Here is a 21,837-nt window from a genome sequence, read left to right as displayed (position 1 = left end):
GCAGTGCCCGGCCTCCCAGGAGTGGAGGGGGAGGGGTTGGGGAGAGGCTCAAGCGTCCGGTCCGGTGCGAGTGGCTTCAAGTTGGCTCCGTTCGGCTTGGGCGATGACTGCTCGGTGTGGCTCGGGCGCCGCCTCGCAGCCTTCCGTGGTGCTGACCAGGGCAGCCAACAGAACCGTGGGGCTGACCGCAAAGGGAAGGTGGTGTAGATCGGAGCCGGGCTGGCAGGCGAAGGCACAGACCTGTTGGAGCTCCTCAAGGCTCACCCGGCTCAGGCCCAGGTCTTCGAGGCAGACGGGAAGCTTGAGTTTGCGGAACAGGCTGATCAACTGACGGCGCGCCTGGACGGCCAAACGATTCTCACTGAGGAGTTCTTCCAGCCTGAGCTGGACCAACACACCAAAGCCGACTTTGGCGCCATGGAGACTGTCGTGGCAGGCACTCAGCTGGGTGAGGCCGTTGTGGACGGCGTGCGCGGCAACGGTGCGGCAGCTGGCACCACCGACGCCGCCGATCAGTCCGGCGGTGAGGGCAGAGGCTTCGGCGACCCTCACCCAGGCCTCGCTGCCGGGGTTATGGAAAGCCTCCTCCGCTTCGAGCATCAGTTGATCCCGCAACACCCTGGCTTGCTGAACGGCCTGTTGCACCAATCCATCGGGACTGTTGCTGCTGCTGACCGACGCTTCGTACCACTTGGCCATGGCATCAGCGATTCCGCTGGTCAAGGTGGCCGGTGGCGCCTGGCGCACCAAGGCATGGTCGAAGACCAGAAGATCGGGGCAGCGATCCAGGGTCACGTCACGCTCAAAGGCGCCGCCGGTTGAATAGAGATTGGCCAGGGCCGTCCAACCTGCGCAGGTGGCGGCGCTGGTAGGGACGGTGATGCAAGCCAGGCCAAGGCGATGGGCCAAAAGCTTGCCGGCATCAAGAACCTTGCCGCCGCCGACCGCGATCACCGCGTCAATGGCCTCGGTGTGCGATTTGGCGTTGAGGCTGGACTTGGCGCTGGTGATCTGTTGAACCAGGTTGCTGAGATCGGTTTCACAGCAATCGAACTGCAGCTCTGCTGCCAGGGGGGCGAGACCCTGGCTTACCAGATCAGCCAACAACTGCTGGCGAAGCGCAGCTGTGTAGTCACTGCGCCCAAGCAGCAAGGGACGTCGGCAGAGGCTGGCGATGCGGGGAAGGGCGGCTTCCCAGGCGCCGTCGCCGCGAAGGACGACGGCAGGTGCAATCGCGTGTTGGATGGCCAGAGTGGTCAGACGCCAGCACCAGCGAGTTCGGGTTGCGGCGCGACGGTTTCACCCTTCGGACGGATCACAACCTGCTTGTCGTCGTCGACGTCGACGACAGCCGAATCGCCATCCTTGAGGCGGCCCGAGAGGAACTCCTCGGCCAGGCTGTCTTCGAGCAGGCGCATCACGGCACGGCGCAAGGGCCTGGCGCCGTAACTGGGGTTGTAACCCTCTTCGACCAGGCGCTCCTTGAAGGCCGGGGTGACTGAGAGTTCGATGCCCTTCTCAAGAATGCGGCTAAACACCTCACGCAGCATGATTTCCGCGATCTCCTTGACCTCGTCACGGCTGAGTTGACGGAAGACAATGATTTCGTCGAGACGGTTGAGGAATTCAGGGCGGAAGTATTGCTTCAGCTCTTCATTCACCAACGAACGAATCCGGTTGTACTGAGTTTCCTCAGCGGCGGCACCAGAGAACTCGAAGCCGAGCCCACCACCACCTTTCTCGATCACCTTCGAACCGATGTTCGAGGTCATGATGATCAAGGTGTTCTTGAAATCAACCGTCCGGCCCTTGGAATCGGTCAGACGACCATCTTCAAGCAGCTGCAGCAACAGATTGAACACATCGGGGTGGGCCTTCTCGATTTCGTCGAAGAGCACAACGGTGTAGGGGCGACGGCGGACCGCTTCGGTGAGCTGGCCACCTTCGTTGAAGCCGACATAACCCGGAGGCGAGCCGATCAGCTTGCTGACCGTGTGGCGCTCCATGTATTCCGACATGTCCAAGCGGATCATGGCGTCTTCGCTACCGAAGAAATAGGCCGCCAATGACTTGGTGAGTTCCGTCTTACCAACGCCGGTCGGTCCGGAGAAGATGAAGCTGGCGATCGGGCGGTTCGGGTTCTGAAGACCCACCCGGGCCCGCCGGATCGCCTTGGACACCGACTTGACGGCCTCGTCTTGACCAATCAAACGCTGGTGGAGAGTTTCCTCCATGTTCAGCAGCTTCACCGATTCGCTTTCGGTGAGTTTCTGAACTGGAACACCAGTCCAGGCCGCCACGATCTGGGCGATATCTTCCTCGGTGACCACCGGGCTGCGGTCGCCATCAGCGCCCGCTAACGGCAACTCAATAGCGACGGCAGTTTCGGGCACCGCGACGGCAGGGTCGACGTCGGTGGTTGCCTCCGTTGCGGAGGGCTCTTCCTCGCGGCGGGTCTGGAGGATGAGGCGAATCTGCTCGCGCAACTCCACTTCTTTGTCACGCAGTTCACCGGCCTTGCCGTAATCCTGTTCGCGCACAGAATTCTCTTTTTCCTTCTGCACGCCCCTGAGCTGCTTATCCAACTCCTTGGCGGCTGGAGGCAGCTTGGAATTCATCAGGCGCACGCGGCTGCCGGCTTCATCCACCAAATCGATCGCTTTGTCGGGCAAGAAGCGGTCGTTGATGTAGCGATCGCCAAGGGTGGCTGCGGCCACCAAGGCCTCATCGCTGATCTTCAGGCGGTGGTGCTGCTCATAACGCTCGCGCAGGCCCCGCAGAATCTCAATGGTGTCGACGACGGACGGCTCACCCACCATCACCGGCTGAAAGCGCCGCTCAAGGGCCGCATCCCGCTCAATGTGTTTGCGGTATTCGTCGAGGGTGGTGGCACCGATGCACTGCAATTCGCCCCGGGCCAGAGCCGGCTTGAGAATGTTGGCGGCATCGATGGCTCCTTCCGCAGCTCCAGCGCCGATCAGGGTGTGAACCTCATCGATCACCAAGATCACATTGCCGGCGCTACGGATCTCCTCCATGATCTTCTTGAGGCGTTCCTCAAATTCACCGCGGTATTTGGTGCCGGCCACCAACAGGCCGATATCGAGAGTAAGAACGCGTTTGTCTTCGAGGATGTCGGGGATCTCACCGACCGTGATCCGCTGAGCCAGGCCTTCGGCGATGGCGGTTTTGCCGACGCCAGGCTCGCCGATCAGCACGGGGTTGTTTTTGGTGCGCCGACCCAGGATCTGAATGACCCGATCAATCTCGTTGTGGCGTCCCACCACGGGGTCAAGCTTGCCTTCAGCAGCCAACTGGGTGAGGTTGCTGCCGAATTCATCGAGGGTTGGAGTTTTGGTCGAGCCCTTGCTGCCGCTGCCCGCTGCCACTTCGGCGGTTTCGCCGAGCATCCGAATCACCTGGGTGCGCACTTTGGCAAGGTCAACGCCAAGGTTTTCCAGCACCCGTGCGGCGACGCCTTCGCCTTCACGAATCAGACCAAGCAGCAGGTGCTCGGTGCCGATGTAGTTGTGCCCAAGCTGACGTGCTTCTTCGAGCGAGAGTTCCAGGACTCGCTTGGCCCGCGGCGTAAAGGGGATTTCGACGGCCACAAAGCCGGAGCCCCTGCCGATGATTTTTTCGACTTCAACCCGGGCGTCCTTGAGATTGACTCCCATGGATTTCAAAACCTTGGCGGCCACACCAGTGCCTTCGCCGATCAGGCCCAGCAGAATCTGCTCGGTGCCAACGAAGTTGTGGCCGAGACGGCGAGCCTCTTCCTGGGCCAACATGATGACCTTGATGGCCTTCTCGGTAAACCGCTCGAACATTGGCGGTGCCTGTGCAAGTCCTAATAACTTATCAGGGTCAAGCGGGTGCCGGTGGATTCGCGGCAAGAATCGCCAAAGTCATTGCCAGAACAGGGCACCACGGTGTTGATCTTCATAGCTTGCCCTTCCAAATCTTGCGGTCTTCCGCATCATTGAAGGTCGGCAATCCGAACCTTTGAGGCGATCCATTTGGCGAATGTCCCGGCACTTTCCCAGTAATGTCGCCCTGGCCAGGCCTGCTGGCTTCAATCCCTGGCTTCCAGACTGAGCCATTGGATCAGAGCGTCTTCGCCGCTGCGGTAGTAACAGCGACGCCGTCCCTGGGTGCAAAAGCCCAGCGTGCCGTACAGGGCTAGGGCTGCCCCGTTGCCTACCGCTACCTCCAGGGTGGCGCGGCTGCAGCCCATGGCCTGTCCTTTCAGCAGCAGGGCCTCAAGAACGCGACGGCCCAGGCCCCGCCGCTGCTCACTGGGATCAACTGCCACCAGCGAGATGTGCAGCTCATCGAAGATCACCCAGCCCGCCGCGATCGCCACAAGCGTGGGTCCTGCACCGAGCCCCAGGCAGGGTCGATCCGGTTCAGCCAGCTCCCGCTGCCACTGCGTCTCATTCCAAAGACCGCCGAGGGCCAGCCGGTCGAGGGCGGCACAGGCCTGGAGATCGTTGGTTGTGAGTGGCCTGGGCAGTGGCTGCGCTACCCAGGTTTCAGCAGAGTGCGCCACGGTCCTTACGATTGAAAGCCCAAGGGTCTAGGCCAATCACAATGACCTCCTTCAACGTGCTCAGTCCACTCGATCGTGCCGCCGCCGAGCCGGGTCTGCAGCCAGCGCTGGAGGCTAATCAGGACACGCTCAGCCCCAACCGCAACCTCGCCCCCCTCAGCGCGCGACTTGATGCGCTCGGGCGGCTGGAAGTGGGCGGTTGTGGCCTGAGCGAGTTGGGACGCCGCTACGGCACACCCCTCTATGTGCTCGATGAGGACACCCTCCGCGCCAGCTGCCGCGCCTATCGCGACGCCCTGGCCCTCCATTACCCCGGACCTTCCCTGGCGCTCTATGCCTCCAAAGCCAACAGCAGCCTGGTACTCAGTGCTCTAGTGGCCTCGGAAGGCCTGGGACTTGACGCCGTTTCAAGCGGCGAACTGCTTACTGCCCTGCGTGGCGGTATGCCAGCCGATCGGATCGTGCTGCATGGCAATAACAAGTCGAGCGAAGAGCTGGAACTGGCGGTGGAGCATGGGGTGACCGTGGTGGTCGACAACTGGCTCGACCTTGAGCTGCTTGAAGAGCTCGCGGCAGCCCGCCCTGAACCGGTGCGGCTGATGGTGCGTTTCACGCCGGGGATCGAGTGCCACACCCACGAGTACATCCGCACCGGGCACCTCGACAGCAAGTTCGGCTTTGATCCCGACCAGCTCGAGGCCGTGCTGCAACATCTGGTCGGCTGCAGCTGGGCCCGCCTCGAAGGGCTTCACGCCCACATTGGCTCCCAGATCTTCGAACTCCAGCCCCACCACGATCTCGCCGGCGTGATGGCTGAGGCCCTCGCCCTCGCCCGTTCGCTTGGCCATCCCTGCAGTGATCTCAACGTGGGCGGAGGGCTCGGTATTCGTTATGTCTCCGGTGATGATCCGCCGTCGATTCAGGCCTGGGTGCAGGGCGTGGCTGAAGCAGTGAATGCCGCCTGCAGTGAGCGAGGGCTAGCCCTGCCCCGCCTGCTCTGTGAGCCAGGTCGCTCCCTGGTGGCGACAGCTGGTCTCACCCTTTATAGCCTCGGCAGTCGTAAAGAGATCCCCGGCCTGCGCACCTATCTCTCGGTGGATGGCGGCATGAGCGACAACCCCCGGCCGATCACCTATCAATCGCAGTACACCGCTGTTCTGGCCGACCAGCCCACCGCCCCTGCCAGCGAAACCGTGACCCTGGTGGGCAAGCATTGCGAATCCGGTGATGTGCTTCTCCACGACCTCGCCCTGCCGACCAGCCGCCGGGGTGATGTGATCGTCGTCTTCGCCACAGGGGCCTACAACGCCTCGATGGCCTCCAACTACAACCGCATCCCCAGGCCGGCGGCCGTGCTGGTGCAGGGGGGCGTGGCCGAGCTGGTGCAGGCCCGGGAGCAGCCGGACGAACTGCTGCGCCACGACCTCTTACCGGAGCGGTTCTCGCCGGTACCCTGAGCACGGCAACGAACAAGACCTGTTGTGGGCTGGCTGGGGTTTGTGGACATTCGCCTGGTTCTCGACCTTCTGTTCGCTTCTGCCCTCGGAGTGGTCCTGCTGGCGAGGGTGCGGGAGCCGCGCACTCTCTGGCTGCTGCGCGGCTGGCTGTTTCTGGTCGCCCTGGTCTGGGTGGTCCAGCGCTTTGCCAACCTGCCCCTCACCACCCGTCTGCTCGAAGCGGTGGTGCTCGGCTGCAGCCTGGCCCTGGCCATCCTCTGGCAGGGGGAACTACGGCGCTTGATGGAGCTGCTCGGCACTGGCCGGCTGGGTGTGTTACTCGGCAGCCAACGCGCTGATGCCGGCCTCTCCGGTTCGGTTGCCCTGCTGACTGAAGCAGCCGGACGCCTTTCCCAGAACCGCCGCGGTGCCCTGATCCTTCTGGATCTCGGCAGTGATCTGCGTCCTGAGGATTTTCTCAATCCCGGCATCGAGCTCGACGCCCTGCTCTCCGTCGACCTGCTGCTCAACCTGTTTGCCGCCGACACGCCTCTGCACGACGGGGCCGTGCTGGTCAAGGGCAACCGCATCCTCTCGGCCGGGGTGATCCTTCCCCTGTCGCGCCAGGGGATTGCCCGTTATGGCACCCGCCACCTGGCGGCGATGGGCATCACCGAGCGCTTTGACCGCTGCCTGTGCATCGTCATCTCCGAAGAGACCGGCACCCTGTCGCTGGCCCGTCAGGGGCGCCTGGAGCGACCGATCACCAGCAGCCGGCTGCGTGATCTGCTCAGCGAAGCCCTGGCGATGCCAGCTCCGAAACCACCTGCCAAGCCAGGCCATGGATCGGTGGTGCCCCTTCCCACCGGGCGTAGCGTGACGCAGGACACGCCCGAATCCCGCGCATGAGTCGCTCCCTGGCGACCACTGACCTGATCCAGGCGTCCCGGCAAGCAATCGCGCCGTTACCGGCCCTGCTCGACCCGGCCCGCCTGCCCGCCCATGTGGCGGTGATCATGGATGGCAACGGGCGCTGGGCTCGCCAGCGCAACCTGCCCAGGGTGATGGGGCACCGCGAAGGCGTGGAGGCGTTGAAACGCACCCTGCGCCTCTGCAGTGACTGGGGCATCAGCGCCCTGACCACCTATGCCTTCTCCACCGAGAACTGGAATCGGCCGGGCGAGGAGGTGAGTTTTCTGATGACCCTGTTTGAGCGGGTTCTGGCCCGGGAGCTGGAGGGGTTGGAGCGCGAGCAGGTGCGGATCCGCTTCCTCGGCGATCTCGAGCAGCTCCCGCCGGGCCTGCAGCAACTGATCACTGCCGCCACGGCCCGCACCGCCGCCAACACGGGGATTCACTTCAACGTCTGCACCAACTACGGCGGTCGGCGGGAGCTGGTCCAGGCGGCCCGGCGGCTGGCCGAAGCGGTGGCGCGGGGTGAGCTCGATCCAGGCGCGATTGATGAAGCCGCCTTCGCCGGCCAGCTGCAGACGGTCGGGGAGGTGGATCCGGATCTGCTGATCCGCACCAGTGGTGAATACAGGATCAGCAATTTCCTGCTCTGGCAGCTGGCCTACGCCGAAATCCACATCACCGATGTGCTCTGGCCCGATTTCAACGAGCAGGCCCTGGTGCAGGCCTTGCTCGATTTTCAGAACCGCCAGCGTCGCTTCGGCGGTGTCACAGCCACGGCCCCTGCGCCGGTCGCTCCCCCCACTCCCCCTTCCCACGTCCCGTCTTGATCGCCCCCTCCGCCCCCTCACCCGCCGCTGTCAGCTCCGCTAACGGCGATCAGACCTTGCCGGTTCCGCTGCGTCACAACTGGAGCCGCCAGGAGATCGAAGATCTCCTGCAGCAACCCCTGCTGGAGTTGCTCTGGCAGGCCCAGCAGGTGCACCGGGCCGCCAATCCTGGCTATCGGGTCCAGCTGGCTTCCCTGCTGAGCGTCAAGACCGGCGGCTGCGAAGAAGACTGCGCCTACTGCCCCCAATCGATGCACCACAGCGCCGATGTCAGCGGTCGCCCGGAGCTGGCGGTGGAGCCGGTGCTGGAGCGGGCCCGCGCTGCCAAGGCCGCAGGCGCCCATCGCTTTTGCATGGGCTGGGCTTGGCGCGACATTCGCGATGGTGCCCCCTTCGACGCCATGCTCGCCATGGTGGCCGGGGTGCGGGCCCTGGGCCTGGAGGCCTGCGTCACCGCCGGCATGCTCACCGACCAGCAGGCCGAACGGCTGGCTGCCGCTGGCCTCACCGCCTATAACCACAACCTCGACACCAGCCCCGAGTTCTACGGCCGGATCACCACCACGCGCACCTATCAGGAGCGCCTTGAAACCCTCGCCAGGGTGCGCCGGGCGGGTTTGACCGTCTGCTGCGGCGGCATCATCGGCATGGGCGAGAGCGACACCGACCGGGCCGGGCTTCTGCAGGTGCTCGCCAACCTCGATCCCCACCCCGAGAGCGTGCCGATCAATGCCCTGGTGGCGGTGGAGGGCACACCACTGGAGCAACAGGAACCGCTCGATCCGCTGGAGCTGGTGCGGATGGTGGCCACCGCTCGGATGCTGATGCCCTTCAGCCGGGTGCGCCTGAGCGCCGGCCGCGAACAGCTCAGCCGTGAGGCCCAGATCCTCTGCCTGCAGGCGGGCGCCGATTCGATCTTTTACGGCGACACCCTGCTCACCACGGGCAACCCCGATGTGGCGGCTGATCGTGCCCTGTTGGCGGCGGCGGGCGTGAGCGTGGAAGTACCCAGCCTCAACACGGTGTGAGCGATTCCGGCGATACCCCCTGGTTGGTGGCGGCGTTCTATGCGTTCGTGAGCTTCGAGCCCGGCGAGCTCCGCCAGCGGCGCGCCGAATGGCTGCCGCTGGCGGCGGCCGCTGGCCTGAAAGGCACCCTGTTGCTGGCCGAGGAAGGTCTGAACGGAACGCTCTGCGGGCCTGAGACTGGCTTGCGTGGCTTTCTCGATCAGCTGCGCCTTGATCCCCGCCTGGCCGATCTTGAGCCCAAATTCAGCTGGAGTGAGCGGCAGGTGTTCCACCGCTTGAAGCTGAGGATCAAGGCTGAAATCGTCACCATGGGCCGGCCGGAGATCCAGCCGGCGCAACGGCAGACCACCGACGTTCCGCCGCAGCAGTGGGACGACCTGATCGCGGACCCAGACACCCTGGTGATCGACACCCGCAACACCTATGAGGTGACGCTGGGCAGCTTCGACGGGGCGATCGATCCGGCCACCGCCAGCTTCCGCGACTTTCCAGCCTGGGTGGAGCGCGATCTCCACGCTCTGGTGGCGGCGCGCCAGCCCCGCCGGCTGGCCCTGTTCTGCACCGGCGGCATCCGTTGTGAGAAGGCCACGGCCTATCTCCAGCAGCAGGGATTCGAGGGGGTGCACCAGTTGAAGGGGGGGATCCTTCGCTATCTCGAGGAGGTGCCCGAGAGCCAGAGCCGCTGGCGGGGCGAGTGTTTCGTCTTTGACCAGCGCGTGGCGCTGAATCACCGGCTCGAGCCCGGCAGCCACAGCCTTTGCCATGCCTGCGGGCTGCCCCTCTCGCTGGCCGATCGCCAGCAGCCCAGCTACGTGGAAGGGGTGAGCTGCCACCACTGCATCGGCCAATTCAGCAACGCCGACTGTGCTCGCTTCGCCGAGCGCCAACGCCAGATCTCCCTGGCGCGCGGGCGGGGGGAGAACCACATCGGTTCTGCAGCTTGGGCGGTGGATCCCCAAGCCAGTCCAGCTCCGTAAACTGGCTTTGCTGCGATCCGCCTCGATGACATTCCTTGGCACGCTTGATGAGCTCAAGGTTCTGGTGGATTCCCTCGATGGCCAGGGCCACTGGGAACACAAAGGTCAGTTCGAGATGTTCATTTTCGGTGGGCCAGATACCAATCTTCGCCTCAACTGGTGGCCGAAGTCCGGCGAGCTAACGCTTGTTGGAGATCCCGCCGAGCGTGTCGGCGTCTCTGCGTCGTTGCAACGCCTCCTGGCCGCGCGGTGAGTGGCCAGGCTCCGGTGCTGTGGAGTTTTCGCCGCTGCCCCTACGCGATCCGCGCCCGGCTGGCCCTGAGCGCGGCTGGCCTGGCGGTGGAGCTGCGCGAGGTGAGCCTCCAGGCCAAGCCGGCCGAGCTTTTGGCGGTGTCACCGAAGGGCACGGTGCCGGTGCTGGAAGGCCCAGCGAGCAGCGGCCGGCCGGTCTGGGTGATTGAGGAGAGCCTGGAGGTGATGCACTGGGCGCTGGGGCAGTCCGATCCCCAGGATCTGCTGCGACGCGGCGAGCCCGAGCTGGCCCGCAGAAGCGACGAACTGGTGGCGATCAATGACGGAACGTTCAAGGGCCATCTCGATCGCTTCAAATACGCCAGTCGCTATCCGGGCGCCGATGCGACGGCCCATCGCCAGGCCGCGTTGGCGGTTCTGCATCGCTGGAACGCGGCATTGGCCGCCGGGATTTCCGCTGGGGCCGGCGGCTGGCTGCTGGGCTCGCGCCCCTGCCTTGCCGATCTGGCCCTGTTGCCGTTCGTGCGTCAGTTCCGCCTGGCCGACCCGGCCGGCTTCGACAACGAGCCCGGGCTTGGGCCCCTGCAGCACTGGCTCGAGCGTTTTCTGGCCAGCGAAGCTTTCTCGGCGGTGATGGGCCAGCAACTGCGCTGGCGCTCTCCCCGTTTCCTTTACCACCTGGCACTGGCCGCTGAATGGGACGAGGCAGAGGCGGCAGGGGTGTATCTCCGCTCGACCCGGGGCCAGAGCCTGGAGCAGGTGGGATTCATCCACGCCAGCTGGGCTCACCAGCTGGCCGCCACCTACCAGCGTTTCTACGCCGATGCCGGGGCGGTGCGGCTGCTCACCATTGATCCCGACCGGCTCACGGCTCCCCTGAAGCTGGAGCCGGTGCCGCCTGGCGGTGAACGCTTCCCCCATCTCTACGGTCCCCTGCCCATCGGCGCGGTGCTTGCGGTGGAGCGTTACCCGGCATGAGCGACCTGCCCCCAGGCCTGCCCAGCCTCGCCGCGATCGAGCTGTTGGCCGCGGCACGCGGTCTGCGCCTTCGCCTCCAGGTTGGCCGGCGCCTGGGGGTCTGGGGCCTGCGGGTCGGGGTGGCCCGCTGCCGGCAGGGGGAAGCGGCGGAGTTACTCGGTGAGCTCAAGGGCTGGGCCCTGCCGCTCCCCTCTGGCCTCCATCTCGACACCCTGCGGGTGCGCTCCGACGACCGGATCGTCGGGGTGCTGATCTGGGCCGCCACCTTTGCCTGGGCCCTGGAGCAAACGCCCTGCCGCCGAGCCCAGCTGCTGGCGATTCGGGATGAACAGCGACAACATCAGCGCCTGGTGCGCTACTTCCGGCGTTTTGGATTCGTGCCTGGCCGGGCGGTGGGCAGTGGGCCTCTCGACTTGGTTCTGCGGGTGTTCTGGGGCGGGGCAGGTCTGCTGATGGCGGCAGATTGCCAGGAAGGCTTGCGGCGATGCCGTGCAATCCTGACCCCGCTCCAGATCAGTCCTTCAGATCTGCGCTAAGCGGGTTAGCTTCGCCCCACTCTTTTGGCCGAGGGATGGCGAACCAGATTGCGGAGTCGCGGATGCACCTGGTGCGCTGGTTTCTGACTGCCGGCTGGCTTCTGATCATCGCCTCGCTGTTCTATGACCCCTGGTCGGCGGCACTGACGGAACCCACCCATCCCTGGAGCCCCTTGCGGTTGTCTGGGGCCTGCGTTGAGGTTCAGGGTGTCTGCCGGGTCGATCGGCCCTATCCCCTGGGCACCACGCTGTTCTGGGGCGCGATCGTTCCTTCGGCTGTCTTCATTCTGTTGGTCTTCGGCCACGAGTTCTGGCGCCGTATCTGCCCGCTCTCCTTCCTCTCCCAGATCCCCCGGGCGCTGGGCTTACAACGGCAATTCGAGCGGATCAACGCCAAGAGCGGCAAGAAACGGATGGAGCTGGCCAAAGTGCCTCCCGATTCCTGGCTTGGCCGTCACTACGGGCGGCTGCAATTCGGCTGGTTGTTCGTCGGTCTCTGCGGCCGGCTGCTGTTCTTCAATGCCGATCGACTGGTGCTGGCTGGTTGGTTGCTGTTCACGATCGCCTGTGCGATCACGGTGGGCTATCTGTTCGGCGGCAAGGCCTGGTGCCAATACTTCTGTCCGATGGCCCCAGTGCAAGCGGTTTACTCCACACCCAGCGGATTGCTGGGCAGCAAAGCCCACACCAGCGAGCAGTTGATCACCCAGTCGATGTGCCGCACGGTGCTGCCGGATGGTTCCGAGCAGAGCGCCTGCGTGGCCTGCCAGCAACCCTGCATCGACATCGATGCCGAGCGGATGTATTGGGCAGCACTGGCTCAACCCACAGCCGGCTTTGATCGTTATGGCTACGTGGGCCTGGTGATCGGTTATTTCCTCTATTACTACCTCTATGCCGGCAACTGGGCTTATTATTTTTCAGGGGCCTGGATCCGCCAGAGTGATCAACTCGCCACCCTGCTCAGTCCGGGCCTTTTTCTGTTTGGTCAGCCGATCAACCTGCCACGCCTCGTGGCGGTGCCCTTGGTGCTGGGGCTCTGCACCTGGCTGGGGATCCGGATCGGTCACTGGGTAGAAACGTGCGCCCGAAAAAACCACAACCGTGCAAGCCAGTCTTCCGATTCTTCCCTGCAATCTGATTCAGCTCTGGAATCTGACCAGAGCCTGCAGGTGCGGCATCGCTTGTTCTGTCTCTGCACATTCGGGATCTTCAATGTCTTTTTTATCTTTTCCGGTCGGCCCCTGATTCTGCTGCTGCCCCTGCCTCTGCAAGCGCTGCTTGACCTGCTGCTGGTGATGCTGAGCACGCTGTGGTTATACCGGGCCTGGAATCGTGATCCCGATCTTTATGGCCGCGAGAATCTGGCCAGCCGCTTTCGCAAGCAACTCGAGCGGCTGCAGCTCAACGTTGGGCAGTTCCTTGATGGACGCACCCTGCGGGATCTGAACACCCATGAGGTCTATGTGCTCGCCAAGGTGCTGCCTGGATTCACCCGTGAGAAGCGGCAGGAGGCCTACAAAGGCGTGGTGCGAGACGCCCTGGCTGAGGGCTACGTGAACGTCTCCAGCAGCCTGGATGTGCTCAGGCAAATGCGCCGGGAGCTCGGCATTGCCGATGCCGAACATGAGCAACTCTTGGAGGAACTCGGGGTGGAGGATCCGGCCCTGCTCGATCCCGACAGCCGGCGCAGCCTTGAGGATCAGGTACGGCTGAGTGGCTATCGCAAGTCATTGGAGCGGCTGGTCCTGCTGCAGGGCCGCCAGGCCCAGGCGGCCGATCCTGCTGCACGAGATTCCCTGAAGCGCCAGTTTTCGATCACGGCACAGGAGCAGGAAAGCATCCTTGGCATGCTCCAGCCCACCGAGGGTGTGGCCCACAGGGCCGACGTGCTGCTGCAGCGCTTGCCCGCCTTGATAGAGGCCTTCCGCGCCTTGCACCAGCCCTCGCTGGCACAGCAGCCTTTGTTCGTGCGCACCCTGCTTGCCGATCACATCCGCCACCGGCAGGAACTGAGCGTGGCAGCGATTCTTGAGGCCTTCATCAGCCTGCAGGGGGACCCGCAACTGCCGGGTCTGGTCGAGCGTCTGCAACGGATTGCGCCCCTGGTGCTGCTGGAGTTGCTGGAGCAGAAAACCTGGCGCGAGCGTCTGGCACCCGAGCTGCTGGCAGCTCTGAGCAGCCCCGGCGCCGAGGCCACCGCCTGCTCCCTGGAGATCCCGCTGGAGGCCAGCCTCGATCACCTCGACAGCCTGCTGCAGGATCGCTCCGCCACGATCGCGGCGGCGGCCCTGCTCCTGATCGCCCGCCTCGATGGCCAGCGGGGCCGCAGCCGCGCCCCTGCATTTCTGCTTCCGTCTTCTCCCCCACTGCTGAGGCAGGCCGCCGCGCTGGTGCTCAGCCCCGGGGCCAAGGAGGGGTCAGCAGAGGGGGCGCCGCGAATGCCTGAGCTGGCCGCCCTTCCCGATCTTGAAAAACGGGTGTTCCTGGCCGCCAGTGATTTCTTCCGGCGCACCAGAAGTGACACGCTCGAATCCCTGGCGGAGGCCTCCGAACTGCGCAGCTATGCCGCCGGCGAGCTGATCACAGAAGTGGGCGATCGCTGCCGCGAGCTGCTGTTGCTGATCGAAGGGCAGGCGGTGGTGCGCTACCGGGAGGGAGAGGCCCGCCGCGACGACCAGCTCAAGCCTGGCCAGGTGCTCGATGAGCTGGAGGTCCTCACCCACAGCTCAACGGAAAACACGATCGAGGCGGCCGTGGATGGCACGCGCCTGCTGGCGGTTCCTGTCGATTCGTTCGATGCCGTGCTCGCTATCGACCAGGACTTTTCACGGCGCGTGCTGGAGCTGGAGAGTCGCCATCTCCAGCGCTTCATGCGATCGGTTCAGGCCTGAAGGCCCCCTGTGGGCGTGGCGATGTGGCGGATCAGGTCGAGGCATTTGCAGGAATAGCCCCACTCGTTGTCATACCAGGCCACCACTTTGACGAAGGTGTCGGTGAGGGCAATGCCTGCATTGGCATCAAAAATTGAGGTGCAGGATTCGCCCAGAAAATCGCTGGAGACCACAGCGTCTTCGGTGTAACCGAGGATGCCCGCCATCGGGCCCTCTGAGGCCGCCTTCATCGCCGCCTTGATCGCTGCGTAGCTGGCGGGCCGCTCCAGATTCACGGTGAGATCCACCACCGAAACATCGGGGGTTGGAACCCGGAAGGCCATGCCGGTGAGCTTGCCGTTGAGGGCAGGGATCACCTTGCCAACCGCCTTGGCAGCGCCTGTGGAAGAGGGAATGATGTTCTGCCCTGCCCCCCGGCCACCCCGCCAGTCCTTCGCCGAAGGGCCATCCACCGTTTTTTGGGTGGCGGTGGTGGCATGCACGGTGGTCATCAGCCCGTCCTTGATGCCGAAGTTGTCATGCAGCACCTTGGCGATCGGCGCCAGGCAGTTGGTGGTGCAGGAGGCGTTGGAGACGATATCTTCGCCGGCATAGCTGCTGTGGTTCACCCCCATCACGAACATCGGCGTGCCGTCTTTTGATGGGGCGGAGAGCACCACTTTTTTGGAGCCTGCCTCGATGTGCGCCCGGGCGGTGGCATCGGTGAGGAACAGGCCGGTGGCCTCTAGAACGATCTCAGCGCCAACATCCCCCCAGTTCAGTTGGCGGGGATCGCGCTCGGCTGTCACGCGGATGCTGCGGCCATTAACGATCAGCTGGCCATCGCTGATCGACACCTCCCCTTTGAAGCGGCCGTGGGTTGAGTCATAGCGAAGCATGTATGCAATGTAATTAATATCGATCAGATCATTGATGCCGACCACCTCGATTCCTTCGATTTCGAACGCCCGGCGGAACACCAGTCTGCCGATACGGCCGAAGCCATTGATGCCGATCTTGATGGTCATGGTTGTTTTTCTGCCAACTTGCGATTCAATCCCAGCACAACCTAGCAGTTGCCTGAATTCAGCCCAGCCAGTTGAGGAAGCGCTGAATCACCAAAGCATTGCTGATATCCACGAAGAATCCAGAAACCAGTGGCACGATGATGAAGGCGCGATGGGCCGGGCCGTAGGTCTGGGCTACAGCTGCCATGTTGGCCATCGCCGTGGGAGTGGCACCGAGGGAGATGCCGCCGAAGCCTGAGCAGATCACAGCAGCTTCGTAGTCGCGGCCCATCACACGGAAGATCACAACAATGGCGAAGAGGAAAGCCACTACGAACTGTGCCGCCAGAATGGTGAGAATCGGCCCGGCAAGTTCAGCGATCGTCCAGAGCTGCAGACTCATCAGCGACATCGTCAGAAAAATGCCAAGGGAAATCTCTGAGATGATCGTCAGCGATCGGCTGTTGGCTGGCCACTGAAATCGTCCCAGGCGGGGAACGGTGTTGGTGAGCAGGATGGCGCCAAACAAGGTGCACACGAACAACGGCAGATTGCGGCCGGCTGCTTGTAAGGCTTCATGGAGCCCCTCGCCCAGGGCCAGGCTCACGTTCAACCAGAACAGCGTGCGCAGCAGGCTGAAATAGCTGATCGACTCGGCCTCGCCTCCGATCAACTCCCGCCGGGATTCCCTTGGCGGCAGACGCGGTTGAAGCTTGTTGCCACGAATCAGCAGGCGAGCGATCGGGCCGCCCATCAAGGAGGCCAGCACCAGACCGAAGGTGGCACAGGCGATGCCGATTTCCAGGGCATTGCTGACGCCATGGCTGGCGGCGAACCGCGGTGCCCAGGCAATGGCTGTGCCGTGGCCGCCCAGCAACGAAACCGATCCCCCCAGCAGGCCGATCAGCGGATTGAGACCCAACAGGCTGGCCACCCCTACCCCCGTCAGGTTCTGAAGAATCATGTAAAGGATGGTGACCGCCACCAGCACCAGCAACGGTCGGCCGCCTGAGATCAACGTCTTGATGTCGGCGTTCAGGCCAATGGCGGCAAAAAAATAGGGCAGCAGGAAGTCACGGGTTGCCAGGTTGAAGCCGACTTCGATCCCGGTGAAACCATGGACGACGGCCAGCAGCAAGCAGACCTCTGGTGACCGGTTCTGGGATATTGAAATCTCGAAGAATCGCGACACGTTGGTTGAGCCAGCGGCCGATGGCCAGCACCACGATGGCGATGTTGAAGGTGGCGAAGCTCTCAAATTGTATGGAACAGGGTTGTGATTTCGTGGAGAACTGATCGAGAAGACCTGATTGAGAAGACCTGATTGAAAAGAACGAATTGAATTGGTGCGTTCCTGTGGCCCGGCTTGTTTTTCCTGTTGACTCCCCCGCTGATCACATCTGCCGATCAGTTCCACTGATCAGATCCGCCGATCTCCCGGCAGATGTGACGTCTTAGTTCTCGCCGGCGTGGTAACTGCTGCGCACCAGTGGTCCGCAGCGCACCTGGTTAAAGCCCAGGCCTTGGGCCAGCTCTCCCAGCTTCATAAATTCCTCGGGTCGCCAGTAGCGATCCACTGGCAGGTGAGCCAGGGAAGGCCGCAGGTATTGCCCGATGGTGACGCGCTCGCATCCCACGCCCCGGAGATCGGCCAGGGCCTCCATCACCTCCTCGAGCGTTTCGCCCAGGCCCAGCATCAGGCCTGATTTGGTTGGGATGGCGGGGGCCAGCTGCCGGCAGGCCGCCAGCAATCCCAAGGAACGGGAGTAGGTGGCACCACGGCGCACCTGCCCCTGCAGTCGCTGCACCGTCTCGATGTTGTGGTTGAAGCAGACCGGCTCTGCCGCCAGGACTACGCCCAGGCGCTGTTGCTGGGCCGCCACACCTTCCGCTTCGCCGCGATGGCCGCCCCAGAAATCAGGGGTGAGCACCTCGATCGCGATCTGGGGATGGCGGCGCCGTATCGCCGCCATTGTTCCGGTGAACAGGCTGGCGCCGTGGTCGGCCAGGTCGTCGCGGGCGACAGCGGTGAGCACCACGTAGCGCAGCTTGAGGGTGTCAACGGCTTCGGCCACCCGTTCGGCCTCGTCGGCATCGAAGGGAACCGGAGCCTGGCCCTTCTCCACCTGGCAGAAGGCGCAGCTGCGGGTGCAGATCGGACCGCCCAGCAGGAAGGTGGCGGTGCCGGCTGCGTAGCACTCGCCCCGGTTGGGGCAGCGGCCCTCTTCGCAGATCGTGTGCAGCCGCTGCTGTTTGACCACCTCCTGAACTGCCTCGAGGTCTGAGGCCGTGCCGATCGGTCGTCGCAGCCATGGCGGCAGCCGCTCGGCCGGGGCGATGGCGCTGTGGCGACGGCCGGTGACCGTTTGCGCCGCTGGATTCATTGCATCCCTTGCCATCGCTAATCCATTCTGCGGCGGCCTTCCAAGGCTCGCGCCAGGGTGACCTCATCGGCGTACTCCAGTTCGCTGCCTACCGGCAGGCCGTAGGCGATCCTGCTGACAGGGGTGAACGGCCGCAGCAGCCTGGCCAGATAGAGGCTGGTGGTGTCACCTTCCACGCTCGGGGTCAGCGCCAGGATCACCTCGCTGATGTCCTCGCTGTCCACCCGCTGCACCAGCGACTGGACATGCAGAAGGTCTGGTCCGACCCCATCCATCGGCGAGATCAAACCGCCGAGCACGTGATATGCCCCCTTGAATTCCCGGGTGCGCTCCAGGGCGAGCAGGTCGCGTGAATCGGCCACCACGCAGAGCTGGCCGTTGCGGCGCGTTTCATTCAGGCAGATCTCGCAAAGGGGCTCAGCCGAGAGGTGAAAACAGCGTTTGCACTGGCCCACCTGGCTGCGAGCCGCCAGCAGGGCATCGGCGAAGGCATGGATCTGTTCTTCGGGCTGCCTGAGCAGGTGCAGGGCCAAGCGTTGGGCCGTGCGAGGCCCGATCCCCGGCAATCGCTCGAACTGGTCGATCAACCGGGCCAGTGGGCGGGTGAAGCCGCTCAGAGAACCGCCGCAACTGGCCGGAATCTAGGGGCCTGCGTCCTGGCACGGTTCAGAATGGCGGCGGTGCTCTGGCACCTCCCTCGCACCGGTCGTCAGCTGATGGCTCCGTCCCCTTCCCCTGTGCTGCCCTTGTCGTTGCCGTCGTCGTTCCTCACCCGCCTGTTCAGCTGGGTTCTCGCTGCCCTGTTGATCGGGGCCGGTCTGAGCGGCTGCAGTGCGTCGGGGGCGGGCCTGAACACCTTTCAGAGCCCCGATGGCCGCTACGCCTTTCTCTATCCCACCGGCTGGAATCGGGTGGCCGTCAGCGACGGTCCCCAGGTGGTCTTCCACGATCTGATCAACAGCGACGAGACCCTCAGCCTGGTGATCTCCGATGTGAATGACACCAACAGCCTCGAGAATCTCGGTAGCGCCGTGGCGGTGGGAGAGAAGCTGGGCCGGATTGTGATTGCCCCAGAAGGCAGTGGCCGCCAGGCCGAACTGGTCGAGGCGATCGAGCGTGAGGATGGCGGCCATACCTTCTATGACCTGGAGTACGCCGTTCATCTCGCCGATCGGGACCGGCACGAACTGGCCACCGTTGTTGTTGACCGTGGCCGTCTGTACACCCTGGCGGCGAGCACCAACGAAGCCCGCTGGCCCAAAGTGAGCGACTTGTTCCACAACGTGATCACCTCCTTCACCCTGCAGATCTGAGCCATGGCAGCGCCGCGCGATGCGGTGGTTGTCGTGGGCGGTGGCCTGGCCGGTGTGCTGGTTGCCCTCGCCCTGATCAGCCGCGGTCTGGCCGTCACCCTGGTGGCACCAGCCGAAGATCCGGCGGATCCACCTGGCTCGGCCACCTCACTGAGCTACGGAGCCATGCTTGGCTTCTCCGCTCGCCGTCACTGGCGGCAGCTGGAGTCGTGTCATGGCCCGCTGGGCTTTGCTGCCAGCGGGCTGGTGCTGCACAGCTGGGGCGGATGGCTTGACCAACTGCCACCGCCAGCCCTTGCCTTGCTCAGCGCCGCGTTGCCTGTGGGGCAAGTGGACAGTAGGCGCTTCACGGCTGCCCTGCCAAGGGTTCTTGCCGCCGCCGGGGTGAACCAGCTCGACGCCCGGGTGCTGAACCTGCAGCCACGTCCAGGGGGGGGCTGGATCCTGCGGTTGGCTGGGCCGGACCCCTCGCCATCCGCCAGCCTCGAGTCCAGCCAGGTTGTTCTGGCCGCAGGAGCGTTTTGCCGGAGTCTGTGGCCATCTCTTGTGTCCAACCTGCGTCACAGCTGGGCCGGTGTGCTGATTGTCAGGGATCTTCCCGCTGGCAATCCCTGGCTTGAGCAGGTGCGGCGCGGCAGGGTCGTGCAACCGCGTGCCTGGCGCCGGCCGGCCCTGGAGGCCAGGTCCGCCGCGCTGACGCAGGACGCCTGGATTGTTGATGCTGGCCTGGCCCCCTGGGGGAGCGGGGCTTTATTGGGGCAGATCACACTGGTGCCCGCCGGCCCCGGAGGTCTTGTGCCTCCCGATCCCACGCGGATGGAGCAACGCTTGCGCCGAGGGCTGGCGCTGCTGGATCCAGCCCTTGCGCGCCTTGATGCCGACTATCGCCAGGTGCCGGTGGCCTTCTGCGCCGATGGCGGGCCTTTGGTTGGTCCGATAGCGGCGGCGCCGGGGTTGTGGAGTTTCGCGGGCTTCAGTGGACCGTTCGCAACGGCTCCGGCGCTTGCCGAGCAGCTGGCTGCTGATCTGGCCGCCGCCTGAGCGTCAGAACAAGAAGCGATACCGGCCTTCGCCTGATCCTTCGCCCTTGGAGTTGCTGCCAGCGGTGACGGCGGGCCAGTCAGCTTCCCAGTAGCTGATGCCGTCGCGATCGAAGGGCCGGCCGCCGATGCGTTCGGTTGTCAACGTGGTGGTGGCCATTGCCGTGATCAGGCCACCGATCTGCATCGGGCCGAGATCGGTTTTGACATCATCGCCAGCAGCCGCGAGCAGGCTGGGAAGCCGAACCAGATTCTCCGGACGGATGATTTTGGAGAACAGTGCGGCCAGCACAAGTTTCTGGCGATCGATACGGCCGATGTCGCCGTTCTCATCGTGGCGCCAGCGCAGAAAGCCCTCCAGATCCCGACCTTTGAGCGTTTGCCGTCCGGGTTGGAGATCGATGTAGAGGCCCTGGCTGTTGTCGACGTAGTACATCCGTTTGGGGACATCGACTTCAACGCCGCCCAGCACGTCTCCCATGCGGCGGATGGCTCCCAACTTGATGATCAGGTAGTGGCCAATCGGTCGGCCCAGACGATCGGAAAGCTCCTGCTTGACGGCCTCGGTGCCGCCGTAGGCGTAGAGGGCGTTGGCCTTGAGGGGGCCAAACCGATCGGAATTGATGTAGGTGTCACGCGGTACCTGGGTGATCGTGGTGCGGCCCTCACCGACCCGAAGGGTCAACATCACATCGGTGTTGGCTCCGCTCATATCTGAACCAAGCACGAGCAGGTCTTGATCGGTATCGACCCAGCGGCCAAACGGATTGCTGAGCGGTCTGGTCCCACGGACTTCGTCGCCGGCCAGCAAGCCAGACAGGGGAGCCGCCAAAAACAAGCCTCCGCTGAGGCCAAGCACCATGGCAAAAAACACGGGCCAGGGACGGCTCGGCTTGGGACGTTTGGATTGGAATGGCAAGGCTGACGATGCCCGAGGGGCGTTAAAGCGTTGGTTCCCAACCCCTGAGTGTGGCGTTAGGGGGTGGAGTACACAAATGGTATTTGAATTCACCCGCTACAGAACACATTGCTTTGGCATCAGCGTCAAGGGATCCCCGAGCCGGCCCGGCTGCGGACCAGTAGGCGGGCCTGGACCAGGGCGGGATCCAGCTCGCTGGAGCTGAAGGGCGGCAGGGCTTGCCGCCTCAACCAGGCGCCCCAGTGAAATTCGAGAAATGGCACGGCCGGCTGTGCCTTGATCAGGCCCTCCTGCTTGAGCTTCCAGACCAGGCTGCGGTAAGGGTCGTCCTGCATCGCTTCAAGGCTTTGGGGGAGTTGCTCAGGGGCATAGGGACCGTTCCCCTGGCCATCCTGCAAATAGAGCCAGCCCCGGCGATTGAGCTCTTCGAGGCAATGGAGCCGGCTGGCTCCTTTGAGCTCCAGAACCACCGCACAAAAGACCGTCCCGGAGGGGTCGACATCCAGCAGGGCCCTGAGCCGGTGATGGCGATCAATCATCCAGTGCTCGCCAGCACTGCTCACCGCCACCGGCACAGGCCGGCTTTTGAGATAGCGGCGCCGGCTTTCGATCGATTCGAGCCGGAAATCGTTCGCCCGGGCCCGCACCTCCGCCAAGCCAAGGCAGAACTGGGTCGGTTGAAGGCGTCGCAGCGGAAGTTCGAACAGCTCACCCTGTGGAGAGGGCAACAGGTGAAACGAGCCGGAGTTGAGCGCCATGGGCGTGGCCGCAGCGGCCTGGTGACAGCAGTCAGTTCGACT

19 protein-coding genes and 1 pseudogene are annotated in these 21,837 nt (G+C 64.1%); 11 read left to right on the top strand and 9 right to left on the bottom strand.

All coding sequences use genetic code 11. From position 1 onward, the window contains the following. Positions 1–48: 48 nt before the first annotated feature. The 3 genes from BM449_RS02380 to BM449_RS02370 all read right to left on the bottom strand — a co-directional run bounded on the left by BM449_RS02380 (position 49) and on the right by BM449_RS02370 (position 4,552). Complete coding sequence (locus tag BM449_RS02380; protein ID WP_083544348.1) at positions 49–1,260, bottom strand: iron-containing alcohol dehydrogenase family protein; 1,212 nt, start codon at positions 1,258–1,260, stop codon at positions 49–51. Then, positions 1,257–3,830: an ATP-dependent Clp protease ATP-binding subunit gene (locus tag BM449_RS02375; RefSeq protein WP_071799921.1), complete on the bottom strand. Its 2,574-nt coding sequence runs from the start codon at positions 3,828–3,830 to the stop codon at positions 1,257–1,259. Before BM449_RS02375 ends, BM449_RS02380 begins: the two co-directional genes overlap by 4 nt. A gap of 245 nt (positions 3,831–4,075) precedes the next feature. Continuing rightward, positions 4,076–4,552, bottom strand: a complete 477-nt coding sequence (locus BM449_RS02370; RefSeq protein ID WP_233830984.1) for a GNAT family N-acetyltransferase — start codon at positions 4,550–4,552, stop codon at positions 4,076–4,078. 41 nt (positions 4,553–4,593) lie between these two features. Between BM449_RS02370 and lysA the strand changes: the two genes are divergently transcribed. The 9 genes from lysA to BM449_RS02325 all read left to right on the top strand — a co-directional run bounded on the left by lysA (position 4,594) and on the right by BM449_RS02325 (position 14,395). Then, positions 4,594–6,009, top strand: coding sequence for a diaminopimelate decarboxylase (lysA, locus tag BM449_RS02365; protein WP_083544347.1), 1,416 nt, complete (start codon positions 4,594–4,596; stop codon positions 6,007–6,009). Between the two features lie 24 nt (positions 6,010–6,033). Further along, a complete protein-coding gene (cdaA, locus tag BM449_RS02360; RefSeq protein ID WP_071799920.1) occupies positions 6,034–6,897 on the top strand; it encodes a diadenylate cyclase CdaA in 864 nt (287 codons plus the stop codon). Then, positions 6,894–7,730, top strand: coding sequence for an isoprenyl transferase (locus BM449_RS02355; RefSeq protein ID WP_071799919.1), 837 nt, complete (start codon positions 6,894–6,896; stop codon positions 7,728–7,730). Before cdaA ends, BM449_RS02355 begins: the two co-directional genes overlap by 4 nt. A 68-nt stretch (positions 7,731–7,798) precedes the next feature. Further along, positions 7,799–8,758 carry a biotin synthase BioB gene (gene bioB, locus BM449_RS02350; protein ID WP_071801875.1) on the top strand — a complete coding sequence of 320 codons (960 nt, stop codon included), beginning with the start codon at positions 7,799–7,801 and terminating at the stop codon, positions 8,756–8,758. After that, on the top strand, positions 8,755–9,735 hold the full coding sequence (locus tag BM449_RS02345; RefSeq protein WP_071799918.1) for a rhodanese-related sulfurtransferase: 981 nt from the start codon (positions 8,755–8,757) through the stop codon (positions 9,733–9,735). Before bioB ends, BM449_RS02345 begins: the two co-directional genes overlap by 4 nt. Before the next feature lie 25 nt (positions 9,736–9,760). After that, a complete protein-coding gene (locus tag BM449_RS02340) occupies positions 9,761–9,988 on the top strand; it encodes a hypothetical protein (protein ID WP_071799917.1) in 228 nt (75 codons plus the stop codon). Continuing rightward, positions 9,985–10,965 carry a DUF952 domain-containing protein gene (locus BM449_RS02335; RefSeq protein ID WP_071799916.1) on the top strand — a complete coding sequence of 327 codons (981 nt, stop codon included), beginning with the start codon at positions 9,985–9,987 and terminating at the stop codon, positions 10,963–10,965. The genes BM449_RS02340 and BM449_RS02335 overlap by 4 nt, the downstream gene beginning before the upstream one ends. Next, positions 10,962–11,501 carry a hypothetical protein gene (locus BM449_RS02330; protein WP_071799915.1) on the top strand — a complete coding sequence of 180 codons (540 nt, stop codon included), beginning with the start codon at positions 10,962–10,964 and terminating at the stop codon, positions 11,499–11,501. Before BM449_RS02335 ends, BM449_RS02330 begins: the two co-directional genes overlap by 4 nt. 35 nt (positions 11,502–11,536) lie before the next feature. Next, positions 11,537–14,395, top strand: coding sequence for a cyclic nucleotide-binding domain-containing protein (locus BM449_RS02325; protein ID WP_071799914.1), 2,859 nt, complete (start codon positions 11,537–11,539; stop codon positions 14,393–14,395). Here BM449_RS02325 and gap read toward each other — a convergent pair. From gap to recR, 4 genes and pseudogenes are all read right to left on the bottom strand, one after another. Further along, complete coding sequence (gap, locus tag BM449_RS02320) at positions 14,386–15,402, bottom strand: type I glyceraldehyde-3-phosphate dehydrogenase (RefSeq protein WP_071799913.1); 1,017 nt, start codon at positions 15,400–15,402, stop codon at positions 14,386–14,388. The two genes, BM449_RS02325 and gap, sit on opposite strands and share 10 nt — an antisense overlap. Before the next feature lie 58 nt (positions 15,403–15,460). Then, positions 15,461–16,604, bottom strand: a pseudogene (gene gltS / locus BM449_RS02315) (sodium/glutamate symporter). A gap of 231 nt (positions 16,605–16,835) precedes the next feature. Beyond that, positions 16,836–17,765: a lipoyl synthase gene (lipA, locus tag BM449_RS02310; protein WP_071799912.1), complete on the bottom strand. Its 930-nt coding sequence runs from the start codon at positions 17,763–17,765 to the stop codon at positions 16,836–16,838. Positions 17,766–17,782: 17 nt separating this feature from the next. Next, complete coding sequence (recR, locus tag BM449_RS02305) at positions 17,783–18,352, bottom strand: recombination mediator RecR (protein WP_233830982.1); 570 nt, start codon at positions 18,350–18,352, stop codon at positions 17,783–17,785. Positions 18,353–18,481: 129 nt separating this feature from the next. On the opposite strand from recR, the gene psbP reads away from it, so the two are divergent. Beyond that, positions 18,482–19,078, top strand: a complete 597-nt coding sequence (gene psbP, locus BM449_RS02300; protein ID WP_083544596.1) for a photosystem II reaction center PsbP — start codon at positions 18,482–18,484, stop codon at positions 19,076–19,078. Positions 19,079–19,081: 3 nt separating this feature from the next. After that, positions 19,082–20,119 (top strand): FAD-dependent oxidoreductase, encoded by a 1,038-nt coding sequence (locus BM449_RS02295; protein ID WP_071799910.1) that lies wholly within the window; start codon positions 19,082–19,084, stop codon positions 20,117–20,119. 3 nt (positions 20,120–20,122) lie between these two features. Here the strand turns inward: BM449_RS02295 and BM449_RS02290 are convergent, their stop codons facing one another. Both BM449_RS02290 and BM449_RS02285 read right to left on the bottom strand, forming a co-directional pair. Beyond that, on the bottom strand, positions 20,123–21,037 hold the full coding sequence (locus tag BM449_RS02290; protein WP_311134188.1) for an LCP family protein: 915 nt from the start codon (positions 21,035–21,037) through the stop codon (positions 20,123–20,125). Between the two features lie 125 nt (positions 21,038–21,162). Next, positions 21,163–21,795 carry a ParB-like protein gene (locus tag BM449_RS02285; RefSeq protein ID WP_071799908.1) on the bottom strand — a complete coding sequence of 211 codons (633 nt, stop codon included), beginning with the start codon at positions 21,793–21,795 and terminating at the stop codon, positions 21,163–21,165. Positions 21,796–21,837: the final 42 nt, after the last annotated feature.

Origin of the sequence: Synechococcus sp. SynAce01, assembly GCF_001885215.1 — a bacterium.
In the GTDB taxonomy this organism is placed as follows: domain Bacteria; phylum Cyanobacteriota; class Cyanobacteriia; order PCC-6307; family Cyanobiaceae; genus Regnicoccus; species Regnicoccus frigidus.
Note: the sequence above shows the minus strand (reverse complement) of the source record. Positions and strands in the feature narration are given on the sequence as shown.